This is a genomic window from uncultured Rothia sp., from assembly GCF_916049665.1.
Classification (GTDB): domain Bacteria; phylum Actinomycetota; class Actinomycetes; order Actinomycetales; family Micrococcaceae; genus Rothia.
Genome location: NZ_CAJZIE010000027.1, coordinates 1 through 15833 on the forward strand (window position 1 = coordinate 1; position 15833 = coordinate 15833).

14 protein-coding genes are annotated in these 15833 nt (G+C 62.6%); 2 read left to right on the forward strand and 12 right to left on the reverse strand.

What is annotated here, in order from left to right; translation table 11 throughout:
* Window positions 1-67: 67 nt before the first annotated feature.
* From QZ540_RS03895 to groES, 7 genes are all read right to left on the reverse strand, one after another.
* Complete coding sequence (locus QZ540_RS03895) at window positions 68-490, reverse strand: type II toxin-antitoxin system VapC family toxin (RefSeq protein ID WP_294627905.1); 423 nt, start codon at window positions 488-490, stop codon at window positions 68-70.
* A gap of 8 nt (window positions 491-498) precedes the next feature.
* A complete protein-coding gene (locus tag QZ540_RS03900) occupies window positions 499-765 on the reverse strand; it encodes a type II toxin-antitoxin system Phd/YefM family antitoxin (protein ID WP_294627907.1) in 267 nt (88 codons plus the stop codon).
* 238 nt (window positions 766-1003) lie between these two features.
* A complete protein-coding gene (gene guaA / locus QZ540_RS03905) occupies window positions 1004-2596 on the reverse strand; it encodes a glutamine-hydrolyzing GMP synthase (RefSeq protein ID WP_294627910.1) in 1593 nt (530 codons plus the stop codon).
* A gap of 219 nt (window positions 2597-2815) precedes the next feature.
* On the reverse strand, window positions 2816-3946 hold the full coding sequence (locus tag QZ540_RS03910) for a GuaB3 family IMP dehydrogenase-related protein (protein ID WP_005505070.1): 1131 nt from the start codon (window positions 3944-3946) through the stop codon (window positions 2816-2818).
* Between the two features lie 145 nt (window positions 3947-4091).
* Entirely contained in the window at window positions 4092-5609 is a 1518-nt protein-coding gene (guaB, locus tag QZ540_RS03915) for an IMP dehydrogenase (RefSeq protein WP_294627912.1), read from the reverse strand.
* A gap of 307 nt (window positions 5610-5916) precedes the next feature.
* Window positions 5917-7503 carry a chaperonin GroEL gene (groL, locus tag QZ540_RS03920; protein ID WP_049327584.1) on the reverse strand — a complete coding sequence of 529 codons (1587 nt, stop codon included), beginning with the start codon at window positions 7501-7503 and terminating at the stop codon, window positions 5917-5919.
* A gap of 102 nt (window positions 7504-7605) precedes the next feature.
* The gene (gene groES, locus QZ540_RS03925; protein ID WP_005505066.1) at window positions 7606-7893 is read right to left on the reverse strand and encodes a co-chaperone GroES; all 288 of its coding nucleotides are present in this window, start codon (window positions 7891-7893) and stop codon (window positions 7606-7608) included.
* 247 nt (window positions 7894-8140) lie between these two features.
* Here groES and QZ540_RS03930 point away from each other — a divergent pair, with 247 nt between their 5' ends.
* Window positions 8141-9616, forward strand: a complete 1476-nt coding sequence (locus QZ540_RS03930; protein WP_294627914.1) for a class I SAM-dependent methyltransferase — start codon at window positions 8141-8143, stop codon at window positions 9614-9616.
* A 277-nt stretch (window positions 9617-9893) separates the two neighbouring features.
* The gene (locus QZ540_RS03935) at window positions 9894-11042 is read left to right on the forward strand and encodes a glutamate--cysteine ligase (RefSeq protein ID WP_294627916.1); all 1149 of its coding nucleotides are present in this window, start codon (window positions 9894-9896) and stop codon (window positions 11040-11042) included.
* 157 nt (window positions 11043-11199) lie between these two features.
* Here the strand turns inward: QZ540_RS03935 and tsaD are convergent, their stop codons facing one another.
* The 5 genes from tsaD to alr all read right to left on the reverse strand — a co-directional run bounded on the left by tsaD (window position 11200) and on the right by alr (window position 15759).
* Complete coding sequence (gene tsaD / locus QZ540_RS03940) at window positions 11200-12300, reverse strand: tRNA (adenosine(37)-N6)-threonylcarbamoyltransferase complex transferase subunit TsaD (RefSeq protein ID WP_294627918.1); 1101 nt, start codon at window positions 12298-12300, stop codon at window positions 11200-11202.
* 122 nt (window positions 12301-12422) lie between these two features.
* Window positions 12423-12848 carry a ribosomal protein S18-alanine N-acetyltransferase gene (rimI, locus tag QZ540_RS03945; protein ID WP_294627941.1) on the reverse strand — a complete coding sequence of 142 codons (426 nt, stop codon included), beginning with the start codon at window positions 12846-12848 and terminating at the stop codon, window positions 12423-12425.
* A gap of 120 nt (window positions 12849-12968) precedes the next feature.
* Entirely contained in the window at window positions 12969-13820 is an 852-nt protein-coding gene (gene tsaB / locus QZ540_RS03950) for a tRNA (adenosine(37)-N6)-threonylcarbamoyltransferase complex dimerization subunit type 1 TsaB (RefSeq protein ID WP_294627920.1), read from the reverse strand.
* Between the two features lie 23 nt (window positions 13821-13843).
* Complete coding sequence (gene tsaE / locus QZ540_RS03955; protein WP_294627922.1) at window positions 13844-14446, reverse strand: tRNA (adenosine(37)-N6)-threonylcarbamoyltransferase complex ATPase subunit type 1 TsaE; 603 nt, start codon at window positions 14444-14446, stop codon at window positions 13844-13846.
* Window positions 14446-15759, reverse strand: coding sequence for an alanine racemase (alr, locus tag QZ540_RS03960; RefSeq protein ID WP_294627924.1), 1314 nt, complete (start codon window positions 15757-15759; stop codon window positions 14446-14448). Before alr ends, tsaE begins: the two co-directional genes overlap by 1 nt.
* Window positions 15760-15833: the final 74 nt, after the last annotated feature.

Here is a 15833-nt window from a genome sequence, read left to right on the forward strand (position 1 = left end):
CAAGAAGCCGCCCGGCGCATCCACAACAGGATGCACCGGGCGGCTTCTTCACGAGCTGACGACCACCTTAGGTTGCAGATTCGAAGGGGTTCAGGAGTCGAACATGCAGACGCTCGAAATCTTTTACGTTACGTGTTACGAGAGTAAGACCATGTGTCAAAGCAGTTGCAGCAATCCAGGCATCGTTCTCGGGCGCTTTATCCGGCACATGAAGCCCTGCGCAACAATCAGCTACAGCTCCGTCAACGACAAGAGTCCGTTTCTGAAATTTCTCTCGGACGTCTGAAAACCATGCACGCAGGTAAGCGCCTTGCACCGGATCCTTACGCTCCATGGCGAGTACTCCACGCTCCAGCTCCATCAGGGTCACGACACTAATATAGAGCGGTTTGTCTGAGTAAATACGAAACCAAGATTCAAAGACGGGGTCAGCTTTGCCTCGAGAGAGTTTCCACAGCTCAGAAATGATATTGGTATCTAGCAGATACATCGTTACCCCTAGAACTCTACGACGGGGCGCTGATGCTTGGAGCGTTCAGCCACAGGAAAATCTTCAGGCAAATCTACATCCCCAGCAGGTTGAGGGTAGTTAGCGAAGAAGTCATAGAGAGAGGACTCCTCCTGCTGGCTGCGCGAATACTCTTCGTAGGTCATAAGGACATACGTAGGTTCACCACGCTTAGTGATAATAACGGGTGATTGCTGGGCCTGCTTCTGAGCTTTGGCGAGATTCTGGTTGAACTCACGGCTAGTCATAACGGTCATGATTTCCCCCTTGCTGCTCAAGACATAGAAAGATAAATAATGTAACTACGTAGCTACATTATATTTTCCATTTGGTACTACGACAACCCCTCTATTTTCAGGCCCTCTACATGTCGTTAGGAAGATACGCAAGAAGCCGCCCGGCGCATCCACAACAGGATGCACCGGGCGGCTTCTTCACAGGCTCTCAGCTACAAAGCTACGTAGCCCAAAGTGGGGATTACTCCCACGGGGATTATTACTCCCACTCAATGGTTCCCGGGGGCTTGGAGGTAACGTCCAGCACCACTCGGTTAACGTCCTTGACCTCGTTCGTAATACGGTTCGAGATCTTAGCCAGCAGGTCGTACGGCAGGCGCGACCAGTCAGCGGTCATTGCGTCTTCCGAAGAGACCGGGCGCAGAACAATCGGGTGGCCGTAGGTACGGCCGTCGCCCTGAACGCCCACGGAGCGAACGCCAGCCAGCAGAACCACGGGGCACTGCCAGATGTGCTCGTCCTGGCCAGCCGCGGTCAGCTCTTCACGCACAATAGCGTCAGCTGCGCGCAGGGTCTCGAGGTTCTCGCGGGTCACCTCACCGACGATGCGGATGCCCAGGCCGGGGCCGGGGAAGGGCTGACGTGCCACAATCTTCTCGGGAACGCCGAGCTCACGACCGATAGCGCGGACCTCGTCCTTGAACAGGGTGCGCAGCGGCTCAACCAGTTCGAAGGTCAGGTCGTCGGGAAGGCCGCCCACGTTGTGGTGGCTCTTAATGTTTGCGGTGCCGTCGCCGCCGCCAGACTCAACAACGTCCGGGTACAGGGTGCCCTGGACCAGGAACTTGATGTCTGCGCCCTCTTCGCCAGCTTCGGCAATCAGCTTGCGCTGTGCCTCTTCGAAGGAGCGGATGAACTCGCGGCCGATAGCCTTACGCTTCGCCTCGGGCTCGGTAACACCCTCGAGAGCGGAGAGGAAACGCTCCGACTCATCGATGGTGATGACCTTGATGCCCATGGACGCTGCGTAGTCCTGCTCGACCTGTTCACGCTCGCCCTCACGGAGCAGACCGTGGTCGATGAAGAAGCAGGTGAGCTGGTCGCCGACAGCCTTGTGCACGAGTGCTGCCGCCACGGAGGAGTCAACGCCGCCGGAGAGCGCGCAGATGACGCGGTCGTTACCGACCTGCTCGCGGATCTTAGCAACCTGCTCTTCGATGATGTTGTTGGTGGACCAGGTGGGCTTCAGGCCTGCCACATTGTAGAGGAAGTTCTCCAGGGCGACCTGGCCGTAGTCGGAGTGCTTCACCTCGGGGTGCCACTGCACGCCGCCGAGCTTGCGGGACTCGTCCACGAATGCTGCCACGGATGCGCCGGGGGTCTTTGCCAGCACTTCGAAGCCTTCGGGGGCTTCGGTCACGGAGTCACCGTGAGACATCCACACGTTCTGGGTGGTGGGGGTGCCGGTCAGGAAGGAGGAGTTCTCAGCGCAGACCACAGCGTCAGTTGCGCCGTATTCGCGCAGACCGGTCTGAGCGACGGTGCCGCCGAGGGTCTGGGCCATCACCTGGAAGCCGTAGCAGATACCGAAGATCGGCACGCCGGCTTCGAAGAGGGCCTTGTCACCCTTAGGTGCGCCATCGGCGTAGACCGAGGAGGGGCCACCGGAGAGCACGATGGCTGCCGGGTTCTTGGCGAGCATCTTCTCGGTGCTCATGGAGTGGGGGACGATTTCGGAGTAGATACCGGCTTCACGCACGCGGCGAGCGATGAGCTGCGCGTACTGTGCACCGTAATCTACCACCAGGACGGGACGCTCTTCGAGCTGGTCCAGGTTCACAGAGTTGGTCACGAAAATTACCTCAACGTGTTGGTACTAATCCGCGCACTTGCGCGGGGATATATCTATTTTACGCTATCGCTGTACGCCGCCGACGGCGCGTAGCCGCTCCCCCATCCGGAGGTGCCGCTACATGCTCTAACGAGGGTAGAGCGTGCGTATAGAAAGCACCGCCCGGCGACCGGCAGACCACAACCTGCCAACCGCCAAGCGGTGATTCATGAAGCTACATTAGCCGCGGTACGCGGGAACCACGGTCAGGTCCGCCTTCTGGAACTTCTTCAGGTCCAGGTAACCGCAGTTAGCCATTGCACGCTTGAGCGCACCGACAATGTTGCTGGTGCCGTTCACGTGGTGCGAAGGACCGTACAGGACCTCCTCCAGGGAGCCGACAACACCCAGCGGGGTGCGTACGCCGCGCGGGAAGTCCAGCGAGTGCGCCTCGTTGCCCCAGTACCAGCCCTGGCCGGGAGCCTCGGATGCGCGAGCCAGCGGAGCGCCCAGCATGACAGCGTCAGCGCCCAGTGCGAGCGCCTTCACCATGTCACCGGAGCGGCCCAGGGAGCCGTCAGCGATCACGTGTACGTAGCGGCCGCCGGACTCGTCCAGGTAGTCGGAACGTGCCGCAGCCACGTCGGCGATAGCGGTTGCCATGGGTGCGGAGATGCCCAGGCCCTGGCGGGTGGTCTGTGCGGAACCGCCGCCGAAGCCCACCAGCACGCCGGCTGCGCCGGTACGCATCAGGTGCTTAGCCTGCGAGTAGCCAGCAACGCCACCAACGATGACCGGAACGTCGAGCTCGTAGATGAACTTCTTCAGGTTCAGCGGCTCGTGCGAGGTGGAAATGTGCTCAGCAGAGACGGACGCACCGCGGATGACGAACAGCTCAACGCCCGCCTTCACTACGGTCTCGTAGTGCTCCTGGGTGTTCTGCGGGCTCAGGGAGCCTGCAACGACCACGCCGGAGTCACGGATCTCTTCCAAGCGTGCAGTGATCAGTTCCGGCTTAATCGGCTCGGAGTAAATCTGCTGCATGCGGGTGGTTGCGGAGGCGGGGTCCGCCTCGGGCAGCTCAACAATCTCGTCGAGCAGCGGCTGCGGGTCCTCGTAGCGGGTCCACAGGCCCTCGAGGTTCAGCACGCCCAGGCCACCCAGCTTACCCAGTGCAATGGCGGTCGCCGGGGACATGACCGAGTCCATGGGCGCACCAATGATGGGGGTGTCGAACTTGAAGGCGTCAATCTGCCAGGAGGTGTCGACGTCGCGGCGGTCGCGGGTACGGCGGGTAGGCACCAGCGCCACATCGTCCAGGGAGTAGGTGGGGCGGGCGTTCTTGGAGAGGCCAATCTGAATTTCAGACATGGGGTGAATCCTTTCGAATTCGGTTTGAGGGGTGCCGCTGGGCGTTATTCGCGCCGATGCCCGCCCGATACCTGAACGGGTATAGGGCGGGCTCAACGGCGCATGGTGTGCACACCATGCGGCGAATCATCGTTGGTGAGGCGTTTTAGCGGCGGTAGTTCGGTGCCTCAACGGTCATCATGATGTCGTGCGGGTGCGATTCCTTCAGACCTGCGGGGGTGATGCGCACGAACTGACCCTTGTACTTGAGCTCCTCGATGGTGCGGGAACCGACGTAGAACATGGTCTGGCGCAGGCCGCCTTCGAGCTGGTGAATCACTGCGGAGAGCGGGCCGCGGAAGGGAACCTGACCCTCAATACCCTCGGGGATCAGCTTCTCTTCGCTGGAGACGTCAGCCTGGAAGTAGCGGTCCTTGGAGAAGGACTTGTGGCGGCCGCGGGTCTGCATTGCGCCCAGCGAACCCATGCCGCGGTATGCCTTGTACTGCTTACCGTTCATGAAGATCAGCTCACCGGGGGACTCGGTGGTACCGGCCAGCAGGGAGCCGAGCATCACGGAGTCAGCGCCTGCAACCAGTGCCTTGCCGATCTCGCCGGAGTGCTGCATACCGCCGTCAGCGATCAGCGGCACGCCTGCCGGGATTGCCGCCTTAGCGGACTCGTTGATAGCGGTCACCTGGGGAACGCCAACACCGGCGATAATGCGGGTGGTGCAGATGGAGCCGGGGCCAACGCCGACCTTCACGCCGTCAGCGCCGGCGTCGATGATTGCCTGTGCGCCCAGGCGGGTTGCAGCCTGGCCGCCGATGACGTCCACGTGTGCTGCGGCGGGGTCCTTCTTCAGGCGGGCGATCATGTCGAGCACGCCCTGGGAGTGGCCGTTTGCGGTGTCCACGAACAGTGCGTCAACGCCTGCCTCGACCAGGGTCATTGCGCGCTCGTAGCCGTCACCGAAGAAGCCGATAGCGGCACCGGCACGCAGGCGACCGTCCTCGTCCTTGGTGGCGCGGGGGTACTGCTCGGTCTTGACGAAGTCCTTCAGGGTAATCAGACCGGCGAGCTTGCCTGCGTCGTCGACCAGGGGCAGACGCTCAATCTTGTTGTGAGACAGCAGTGCGAACGCCTCGTCCTTGGTGACGCTGGGGTGCGCGGTGACCAGCGGCATGGGGGTCATGATGTCGCGAACGCGAATGCCGTCGTAGTCGGAGCGGGAGATGTAGCGGATATCGCGGTTGGTGATGATACCTTCCAGCACGCCTTCTTCGCTGACGACGGGCAGACCGGAAACCTTGTAGTAGCCGCAGACCTCATCGTACTCGGCGATGGTTGCGTCAGCACCGATGGTGACGGGGTTGATAATCATGCCGGACTCGGAGCGCTTCACACGGTCAACGTGTGCAGCCTGGTCCTCGATGGAGAGGTTGCGGTGGATAACGCCCATACCGCCCAGACGTGCCATAGCAATTGCCATAGCGGAGTCGGTCACGGTGTCCATTGCCGCGGAGATGATGGGGGTGTTCAGGGTGATGCGCTTGGACAGGCGGGTGGAGGTGTCCGCATCGGAGGGGATGACGTCGGTGTTGCCGGGCAGCAGCAGCACGTCATCGTAGGTCAGGCCGGTGAAGCCGAAGGGATCCTCGGACAGAGCGGTGGGAATGGTCATTGTCTACCTTTCGGATGCTGGCTTCATCGGTGAGAAGCTCAGCCTATACGTTGCGTATGTCAAGATGCGGTACAGCCCGTCTGCTCGCACCCCACAAGGTGGTTTGAGCGCAAACGGGAACAGCTTACCTTCTATAGTAAACCGCTAAAGGTTTCTTTGCTGAGAAGCACTCATAGCAAGCACCCCTCAGCGGGAGGCTGCCGGCAGGTTCTAGCACGCTCAGAGGCGAGCGCACCCGAGCCTACCGACAGCGAGTGCCCGGTACCGCCTCCACGATGGAGGGAGCGGCACCGGGCACACACACTATTTAGTCTTCTTCAGTTTCTTCGGGCTTCTCAACCACCAGGGTCTCGGTGGTCAGCACCAGAGCCGCGATGGAGGATGCGTTCTGCAGAGCCGAACGGGTCACCTTCACCGGGTCAATCACACCGGCTTCGATGAGGTCCACGTACTCGCCGGTCTTGGCGTTGAATCCGTGACCCACGGGCAGTTCGGAGACCTTGGAGACGATGACGTAGCCGTCTTCGCCAGCATTCTCAGCGATCCAGCGCAGCGGCTGAACCAGGGCGCGGCGAACGATCTGTACACCCACGTTTGCGTCGTGGTTGCCCAGGTCCATTCCGTCCAGTGCCTTCAGTGCGTGAACCAGTGCGGAACCGCCACCGGAGACGATGCCCTCTTCCAGAGCGGCACGGGTGGAGGACACAGCGTCCTCGATGCGGTGCTTGCGTTCCTTCGCCTCAACCTCGGTTGCGGCACCGACCTTGATGACACCCACGCCGCCGGCGAGCTTAGCCAGGCGCTCCTTGAGCTTCTCGCGGTCCCATTCGGAATCCACGCGCTCAATTTCGCGGCGCAGCTGCTGCACGCGGTCCTCGATTGCCTCGGGGTCGCCGCCGCCGTCCACGATGGTGGTGTGGGACTTGGTGACGGTCACGCGGCGTGCCGAGCCCAGGTGCTCCAGGGTGACCTGCGGCAGGTCGATGCCGAGCTCGCCGGTCACGACGGTGCCGCCGGTCAGAATTGCCAGGTCCTGCATGATTGCCTTACGGCGGTCACCGAAACCGGGAGCCTTCAGAGCGACCACGTTGATGGTGCCGCGCAACTTGTTCACGACCAGTGCAGAGAGCGCCTCACCGTCAACGTCTTCTGCGATGATGGTCAACGGCTTCTTCGCCTGAACAATCTTCTCGAGCACGGGCATGATTTCTGCAATGGTAGAAATCTTGCCCTGGTAGAGCAGCACGAGGCTGTTCTCCAGCACTGCTTCGCCGCGCTCAGCGTCGGTCACGAAGGAGGGCGAGAGGTAGCCCTTGTCGAACTGCATACCTTCGGTGATGTCCAGCTCGATTTCGGTGGAGGAGCCGTCTTCGATGGTGATGACGCCGTCCTGGCCGACCTTCTCGAAGGCGCGAGCCAGCAGCTCACCAATCTGCTCGGACTGCGCGGAGATAGCGGCAACGTGCGCCACCTCGGGGCCCTGCACGGGGCGTGCGTTCTCGAGCAGGCGTGCGGAGACAGCCTCCACAGCAGCCTCAATGCCGCGCTTGACGTCGGCGGGTGCTGCACCGCTGGTGACGTTGCGCAGGCCCTCGTTGACCAGTGCCTGTGCGAGCACGGTTGCGGTGGTGGTGCCGTCGCCGGCAACGTCGTTGGTCTTGGTGGCGACTTCCTTCGCCAGCTGGGCGCCCAGGTTCTCGTACGGGTCGTCCAGTTCAATCTCGCGGGCAATGGACACGCCGTCGTTGGTGATGACGGGTGCACCCCACTGCTTGTCGAGCACAACATTGCGCCCGCGCGGGCCAAGGGTTACCTTGACCGCGTTTGCCAGCTTATCGACGCCAGCCTGCAGGGACTTGCGGGCGGCATCGTTGAATTCAAGCTGCTTAGCCATGTGTTCGCTACTCCTAGTGCGTCACAGAAAGAAAATGAGGGGCAGATGACAGCTCATGCGCCGCACCGGGTGAACGGTACGGCGCATGAGCATCTGAAAGTATTAGTCGACGATTGCCAGAACGTCGCGTGCGGAGAGAATCAGGTACTCTTCGCCCTGGTACTTGACCTCGGTGCCACCGTAGCGGGAGAACACGACAACGTCGCCTTCCTTGATGTCTACGGGGATGCGGTTGCCCTTCTCATCCACGCGGCCCGGACCAACGGCGACAACGCGTGCTTCCTGCGGCTTTTCCTTCGCAGTTTCGGGGATGACCAGACCGGATGCAGTGGTCTGCTCAGCCTGTTCGATCTTGATAACGACGCGGTCTTCCAGCGGCTTGATGGCCATAATCGGTTCCTCCGGATTGTGGATTGACGTTTGATACAAGACAGCGGCGCAGTGGCGCGCCTAATGTACTGTCTCGAGTGCTACCTCAACTCTAATTTCACCTGCGCTTTCGGTCAAGAAAAGCGGCGCTCTGCCGGGGTGTTTCACCGCAAGGCGAACGCTGAGCAAAAAGCTAGGCGGCGCGGGGGCTTCTGCGGGGTTCCGGCAGGCATACCCGGGACGCGCCCGCGGCATGCCACCCCGTAAAATGAGGAGCATGCCTACCTCCCCTTTTACTCCTGCCGCTGAGCTTCCGTTCAGCGCCGAAGCGCTCGCGGCAGCCGATGAGCTCTACCCACTGGACTCGGATACTCTCAGCGCCGTTACTTCCCTGCGTTCACGCGGGTTCAGCCCCGAGGAATCCTCCGCCATCATTTCCCTGGCGCAGGCCCGCACCCGTGCGCGCGCTAAGTTCGGCGAGCGCGCCCGCATCCTCATGCTGACTCAGGAGGCGGCGGAGCAGGCGACCCGCCCGGTGATTGCGCATTATCGCGCTCAGCGTCTGCGCCCAGTTGCCGGTACGGTGGCTGATTTGGGGTGCGGTATTGCCTCGGATTCTGCCGTGTATGCGGCGGATCGCGGCGCCGTGGTTGCGGTGGAGTTGGATCCGCTGACGGCTTCTTTTGCGGCGAAGAACCTTGAGTTTTGCCCGCAGGCGCGTGTGTATTCGGGGGATGTGACCGACTATGTGCACGGTGAACTTCTGGACGCAGCCGGTGAGCCGGTGGGCATTGTGTGGATGGACCCGGCACGCCGCGAGTTGCGGGGCGCGAAGAAGGCTCAGACGGAGCGTCTTTTTGATCCGGAGGCGTTCTCTCCCCCGTTCTCGTTCGTGCTGAATCTGGCTCGTACGGGCGTGCCGATGGGCGTGAAGTTGGGCCCCGGTTTTCCGCATGAGGGCATCCCCTCACCCGAAGATATTGCGTCGGAGGCGAACCCCAACCCGCGCGTTGAGGCGGAGTGGATCCAGTCGGAGGGTTCCCTCGCCGAGTTGGTGCTCTGGTTTAACGCGCTGGCTCAGGAGGGGGTGGCTCGCACGGCAACCTCGGTGCGTGAGCTGCCTGCTGAAGAAGCCGACCTCGATGAAAGCCCCGAGGAAATCCCCAGCGAAAGCTCTAACGAAGACTCCAACGAAACCCGTTCCCTGTTGCCTCCCTATGAGGCGGTCAGCTTCCGCAGCCCCCTCACAGCGGCAGAGGCGGAACAGAGCGTGGAGGTTCCGGTGTCCCTGCCGCAGCCGGGTGAATACCTGCTGGAGCCTGCCCCGGCGATTGTGCGCTCGCACCTGGTCGCGGAGTTTGCGCAGAGCATTGGCGCGCATCTGCTGGATGAGCACCTGGCGTACCTGTGCTCGACCGAGCCGGTGGAGCATCCGTTGGTTGCCTGCTACGAGGTGCTGGAGGAGATTCCCCTGCAAGAGAAGCAGCTGAAGCGTTGGGTGCGTGAGCAGGGTTTTACGGCGCTGACGATTAAGAAGCGTGGCGTGGATATTGTTCCGGAGCAGTTGCGTGCGCGTCTGCTGGGTTCTGCGGGTTCTAAGCCCTCCAAGAAGAAACAGAAAAAGAATGCTAATTCTTCTTCGGGTGCGCAGGAGTCCGCCTACCGTCCGGCAACCCTGGTCTTCACCCGCATCGGTTCGGGTAGGGACTCGCGCCGCGTCGGCTGGCACGTGCGCCCGCTCTAGCCTCGCCCAACCCCAACTACCCAGCACCGTGCTCAGTTACCGTTCGTGACGATTCGTTACGGTACCGTTTTCGGATTCTGCTCTCGACAGGGCGCTGAGCACCGCTAGACCGTACACTAGATACAGTGCCTAATGAGAAGATACGGGGCCCAGTAGAGGTACTCCCCCGCGGAGCCTGCTCTCACCAGCTAGTACCCTGCCGGGCAGAACCCACCGATAGCAAACTTCCGTAGTCGGCACTGTGCACGACACTATTTCCAGATGCAGGAAAGGTCCTATGATCGACTTTGCTTCCTCCCCGCAGTCCACTCTCGGCGTGGAATGGGAGATTGCACTTATCGACCGTGAAAGCGGCGAACTGACCCAGCGCGCCGGCGAGGTGCTGTCCATCCTGCGCGAGCGCCGCCCCGAGCTGCTGGAGCCCGCCTCCGACCGGGCGCACGTGACCGGTGAATTCCTGGAGAACACCATCGAGGTCATCACCGGCGTCTGCACGACCGTGGCGCAGGCATGCCGCCAGCTACAGGAGCTCACCGACACCATCCGCGAGATTACCGATGACCTGGGCATCGAGTTCTACCCGGCGGGCACGCACCCGTTCTCCCACTGGGCTGATCAGCCGGTCGTGGCGAAGGAACGCTACCAGCGCGTGGTGGAGCGCGCCCAGTATTGGGGTCGCCACATGGTCATTTACGGCGTGCACGTGCACGTGGGCGTGGACTCCCGCGATAAGGTTCTGCCGCTCATTGACGCGCTCACCAACTACGGCCCGCACCTGCTGGCGCTTTCGTGCTCCTCCCCCTACTGGGACGGTATCGACACCGGTTACGCTTCGCACCGCACTCAGCTTTACCAGCAGCTGCCGACGAACGGCCTGCCCTTCCACTTTGACAAATGGGAGCAGTACAGCGAGTACCTGGATTCGCTCGTGGCAACCGACGTAATCAACGACCCGAGCGAGGACCGTTGGGATGTGCGCCCGGTTCCGCGCTACGGCACCATTGAGATGCGCTACTGCGACGGTCTCGCGTCCCTGCCGGATGTTGCCGCGATTGTGGCGTTCACGCAGTGCCTGGTGGAGTACTTCTCCCGCCAGATTGAGGCGGGCGAAAGCATCGAGGTGCTCGCGCCCTGGCACGCGCAGGAGAATAAGTGGCGCGTAGCCCGCTACGGCCTGGAGGCTAAAATCGTGGTCTCCAATGAGCCGGCGCAGCGTACCCTGCGTGAAGATTTTGAGCTGCTTCTACCCAAGCTGGAGCCAGTGGCACGCGACCTTGACTGCGAGGTAGAGCTGGCGCAGGTGCGCCGCATCCTCGCCGAGGGTACGGGTGCGGATCGCCAGCGTGCGGTCTTCGAGAAGACCGGCTCTCTGCGTGAGGTGGCACTGGACGTTGCCGCGCAGTCTCGTGCGCGAGCGCTGCGCTAACCCCTCGCGGGAAGAAAACTTAGATACGCAAAATGCCTCGGCGCAGTCTTTTGGGAGACTGTGCCGAGGCATTTCTATGAGCATTTCCGAGGCGAACCACAGGAACGCGCTCGCACTGATAATTCCTGCAGAAATAGCTGCTTTAGAAGCAGCCAGTTTAGAAACAGACAGTGGTCACCGGCAGCGAGGAGTCCGTCGTGAAGTCCACGCCCGAGGGTTCACGACCGGCGGCGACCAGGCGGGCGCCCAGCGCCGCAACCATCGCGCCGTTATCGGTGCACAGGGTGAACTTCGGGATAATCAGGTGCACCCCCTCGGAGGCGCATCGGGCGGCAAGCAACTCGCGCAGACGCGAATTAGCCGCTACGCCACCGCCGAGCAACAGGGTCTTCATACCCTGCTCACGGCAGGCAAGCATCGCCTTCTTGGTGATAACGTCCACGACCGCTTCCTGGAAGGATGCGGCAATATCGGCGACCGGGACCTCTTCACCGGCGGCTTCAAAGCTTTCAATCACGCGCGCCACGGCGGTCTTCAGGCCGGAGAAGGAGAAATCGTAGCGGTGCGCGCCGGGCTCTTCGGCGGTGCCCATGAACTTGCGGTTCGACAGGCCGCGCGGGAACACGAAGGCGTTGCGGTTGCCCTCTGCGGCGGCGCGGTCGATGGCGGGGCCGCCCGGGTAGTTGAGGCCGAGCAGGCGGGCGACCTTGTCGTAGGCCTCACCGGCGGCATCGTCCAGGGTCGCGCCGAGCAGGCGTACGTCGGAGGTAATGTCGCGCACCTGCAGGATTTCGGTGTGACCACCAGAAACCAGAAGCGCGCCTAGGCCACCGGAGCCAGCGTTCGCCAGCAGGTCGGAGCCGTCTTCGGTGCCGTTATCCTCAAGCAGGCCAACGCCAACGTGGGCGACCAGGTGGTTAATGCCGTAGAGGGGCTTACCGGTGGCAATAGCGAGCGCCTTCGCCGCGGAGACACCCACCATGAGAGCGCCCGCCAGACCGGGGCCGGCGGTGACGGCGATAGCGTCCACCTCGTCGAGGGTAATGTCCGCTTCGGCGAGTGCCGCCTTGAGGGCGGGAATCATGGCGTCCAGGTGGGCGCGGGAAGCGATTTCGGGAATCACGCCGCCAAAGCGCACATGCTCTTCCATGGAGGAGGAGATGGTGTTGCTGAGCAGCTGTGCACCGCGCACAATGCCGATACCGGTCTCATCGCAGGAGGATTCGATGCCCAGAACGAGGGGTTCGCGAGTGCTCATAGTTCGTCTTTCTGTTGCGCTGTCTGCGCGTAGTGCTTCTTGATGCTGTGGTGTAAAGGTGATGTGGCGGAAAGGTGCCAAGTATTGCTGGGAGTGATGCACCGTTTAGCTCAACGGGCTATTTAGAGCGTGCATTCCATAATGATGGCGTCGGTTCCGTCATCGTAGTAGCCGCGGCGCACATGGATTGCGCGGTAGCCATTGCGTTCGTAGAGACGCTGGGCGCGCGGGTTGTCGGCACGCACCTCCAGCAGGATGCGCTCGGCACCCTGCTCACGGGCACGCTCGTGCATCTGCTCGAGCATGGCGCGGCCGAAGCCGCGACCCTCGTATTCGGGGAGCACGCCGATGGTTTGAACGTCGGCGGTGTCGGCTACGACCATGGTTCCGCAGTAGCCGATGGCGCGCCAGCCACCCTCGTTATCTTCTGCACCCTCTGCAGGCAGTTCGAGCATGCAGTAGGTGCGGGTCGGGTGGGTCAGTTCTTCGAGGAACATGTCGATGTGCCAGGCATCGGCGGGGAACAGGGTGGTCTCCATGCGGTGCATGGCCTGCACGTCCGCGAGTTCGGCAACGCGCAGGCGGGCGCCCAGAGCCAGGTCGTCTCGCACGATATTTTCCGAAGTCCCAGGAGTCCCAGAAATCCCAGAAGTCTCAGTAGCGCTCATTTAGCCCTCCTTCTGCGCGGCAGTCTGTGCAGTAGCCTGACCAGTAGCCTGTGCGGCTTGCTTCTGCTGGCGGGCGAGCATTGCGGCGGGGACCTTCGCATCCGAGTCGCGCAGGTACTGGGCGGAGGTGTCCTCGCTCAGGTTCTCTACGCCCAGGCGTGCCGCGGCGGCGACCAGGTATTCGGCGTGCGGGTGAACTTCGCGGGCGGAGTCGACGATAGTCCAGCCGTGCTCTTCGAGGGTCTCGGCGTACAGTCCAGCACCGTAACCGTAGGCGTAGGAGGGGCCTTCACCGGGCAGAATTTCGGAGGCGGGGCATACGTTCGGGCCGTCGACCAGGGTGTAGCCTGCAGCCTCCACACGGTAGCGGGCGGAGTAGACTTCGCGGCGGCGCGCGTCGGAGAGTACGAGTAGCTCAGCACCTTCTGCGGGCTCAAAACCTTCAGCAGAAGCGAATGCTCGTTCTGCATTCTCTTCCCCGGCGCTTTCCCCGGCAATACCCCCGACTGCCGCACCAGACACAGCACGCTCAGCCAGCGCAGTCAAGCTCATCATGCCGTACACCGGCACCGACCAGGCAAAACCCAGGGCGCGCGCAGTAACGATACCGGCGCGAAGACCTGTAAAAGGTCCCGGGCCGGTACCGGTCAGAATCGCATCCAAATCTTCGCCGCGCACGCCAGCGTCCTGCAGGGCAGCCTGCGCGTAGGGTCCCATCACCTCGGCGTGGGATCGGGTATCTTCGCTCTCGTAGCGAGCGAGGATTTCGAAGGATGTACCGGCTTCGGAGCCGTGCACACGGGCGAGCGCCACAGATGCGGTGGCGGATGAATCAAGGGCAAGTACTAGCACCCTATCATTCTAGCGCGCGGGCTCTAGGCGCTCTGCAGGGCCTCTTTCAGGGCGTCGAAAGCGTGCTCCCAGCGGGGGCCGAAAGCGCGCACCCGCAGCAGGCGAGGCTCGGGGGTGTCCGCATCCTCGTCGCTTTCGTCGTCTTCGTCGTCCCAGCTGAATTCTTCGGCACCCGAGTAGGCGAAGCGTGCATCCGCGCCGGTCAGGCGGGTGAAGTCCAGTTCCAGGCGGGAATCGCTCAGGTGCTCAGCCTTATCGCGACCCCACTCGATGACGGTCACCGAGCGCGGCAGGGAGAACTCCAGATCCAGGTCGTCGAGCTCTTCGGCGCTGGAGAGGCGGTAGGCGTCCACGTGCACCAGGTCGGGGCCGCCGGGTCGGGGGCCGTCCGGCAGGTTCGGGTGCACGCGCGAGAGCACGAAGGTCGGTGAGATGACGCCTTCGCGCACGCCCAGGCCTTCACCCAGGGAGCGAGTGAACGTGGTCTTGCCCGCGCCGAGCTCGCCCGAGAGCAGCAGTACGTCCCCGGCATTCAGGTGCTGCGCCAGGGCGAGCGCCAGGCGGCGGGTATGGTCGGGACCGGTCACGTCCAGGTCGAGGACGGCAGAAATGTACTCAGCGCCCATTAGCCCTCCTGCTCCTGCTCGGTGCCCCACAGCTCGTTCAGTTCAGCTTCAACCCAGGAGCCGCCGGTGTAGAGGCGCTCCACGCGGGGAGAAATGCGGGTCACGATTTCGTAGTTAATGGTCTGCGCGGCTTCCGCCCACTCCTCTACGGGCGGGTTCTCGCCAGCGCCAAAAAGGATGGCGGGCGCGCCCAGGTAGCCCAGGGCGGGGTCGCTCAGGCCGGGTTCGCCCAGGTCAACGACCATCTGGTCCATGGCGACGCGGCCGACCACGCGGTAGGTCGTACCCTCTGCGTTATTGGGTACGGCGCCGTTCTCCGCATTCTGTGCACCCGGGTAGATACGCACCGGCGCGTTCTCCGCAATGCGCGGCACACCGTCCGCGTAGCCGAGAGGCACCAGAGCCAGGGTGGTCGGCTTTTCGGTGTGGTAGCGCAGACCGTAGGAAACACCCTGACCTGCGGGAACTTCCTTCACGGCGGCAATGTGGCTACCCACCGTCATGACAGGCTTTATGCCCAGGTCCTCAGAGGTCACCTCCGGCAGCGGAGAGAGACCGTACAGAGCAAGGCCGCAACGCACACCGTCACCGAGCAGACGCTCCTCCGTATCCCAACCCTCCAGGGAGGCGGTCAGGGTCGCCGGCGAGTTTGCCAGGTGCACCATCTTCGGGTCCAGGCCAGCCTCGCGTGCCTGGGCCACAAACGTATCCAGGGTGTCGAGCTGCTGGGCAGTCTCGGCGCGGGTCGGCTCATCCGCAACCGCCAGGTGGCTGAAAATACCCTCAACCGTAATCAGACCGGCATCCTCCAGAGAGGCGGCGCGAGCCACCAGCGCAGGCCAATCCGCCGCGGTGGCGCCGTTGCGACCCAGACCGGTATCAGCCTTCAGGTGCACAATAGCGCGCTCGCCGGTGCGTTCAGCGGCGGCGGCAACCGCCTCCAGGTCCCAGCCGGAAACACCCAGGCGCACGCCTTCCTGCAGTGCCGCGTCAAAGTCGGTAGAGGGGGTGTGCAGCCACGCCATGAGCGGCGCATCAATACCGTCAGCGCGCAGTTCCAGCGCCTCGTTCACGTGTACCACGCCCAGCAGGTCAGCGCCGGCAGCGATAGCCGAACGTGCCACCGGGTACGCGCCGTGACCGTACGCATCCGCCTTAATCACTGCAATGAGCATGCGGTCACCAATGAGTTCCTTGAGGCGGCGCACGTTATGTTCCAGCGCGTCAAGATCAATCGTGGCGCTACGTTCCACCTGGCCGGGAATGCAGGGCGGGCAGTAAAGCGGTTCGGCAGGCTGCTGAGGGTGAGTCATGGTCCTTCGTTTCTGACGGGCGGGTACTACAGGCTGTGCTTGAGCAGCCTCTCTTCTAGTAAATTCTAGACCTC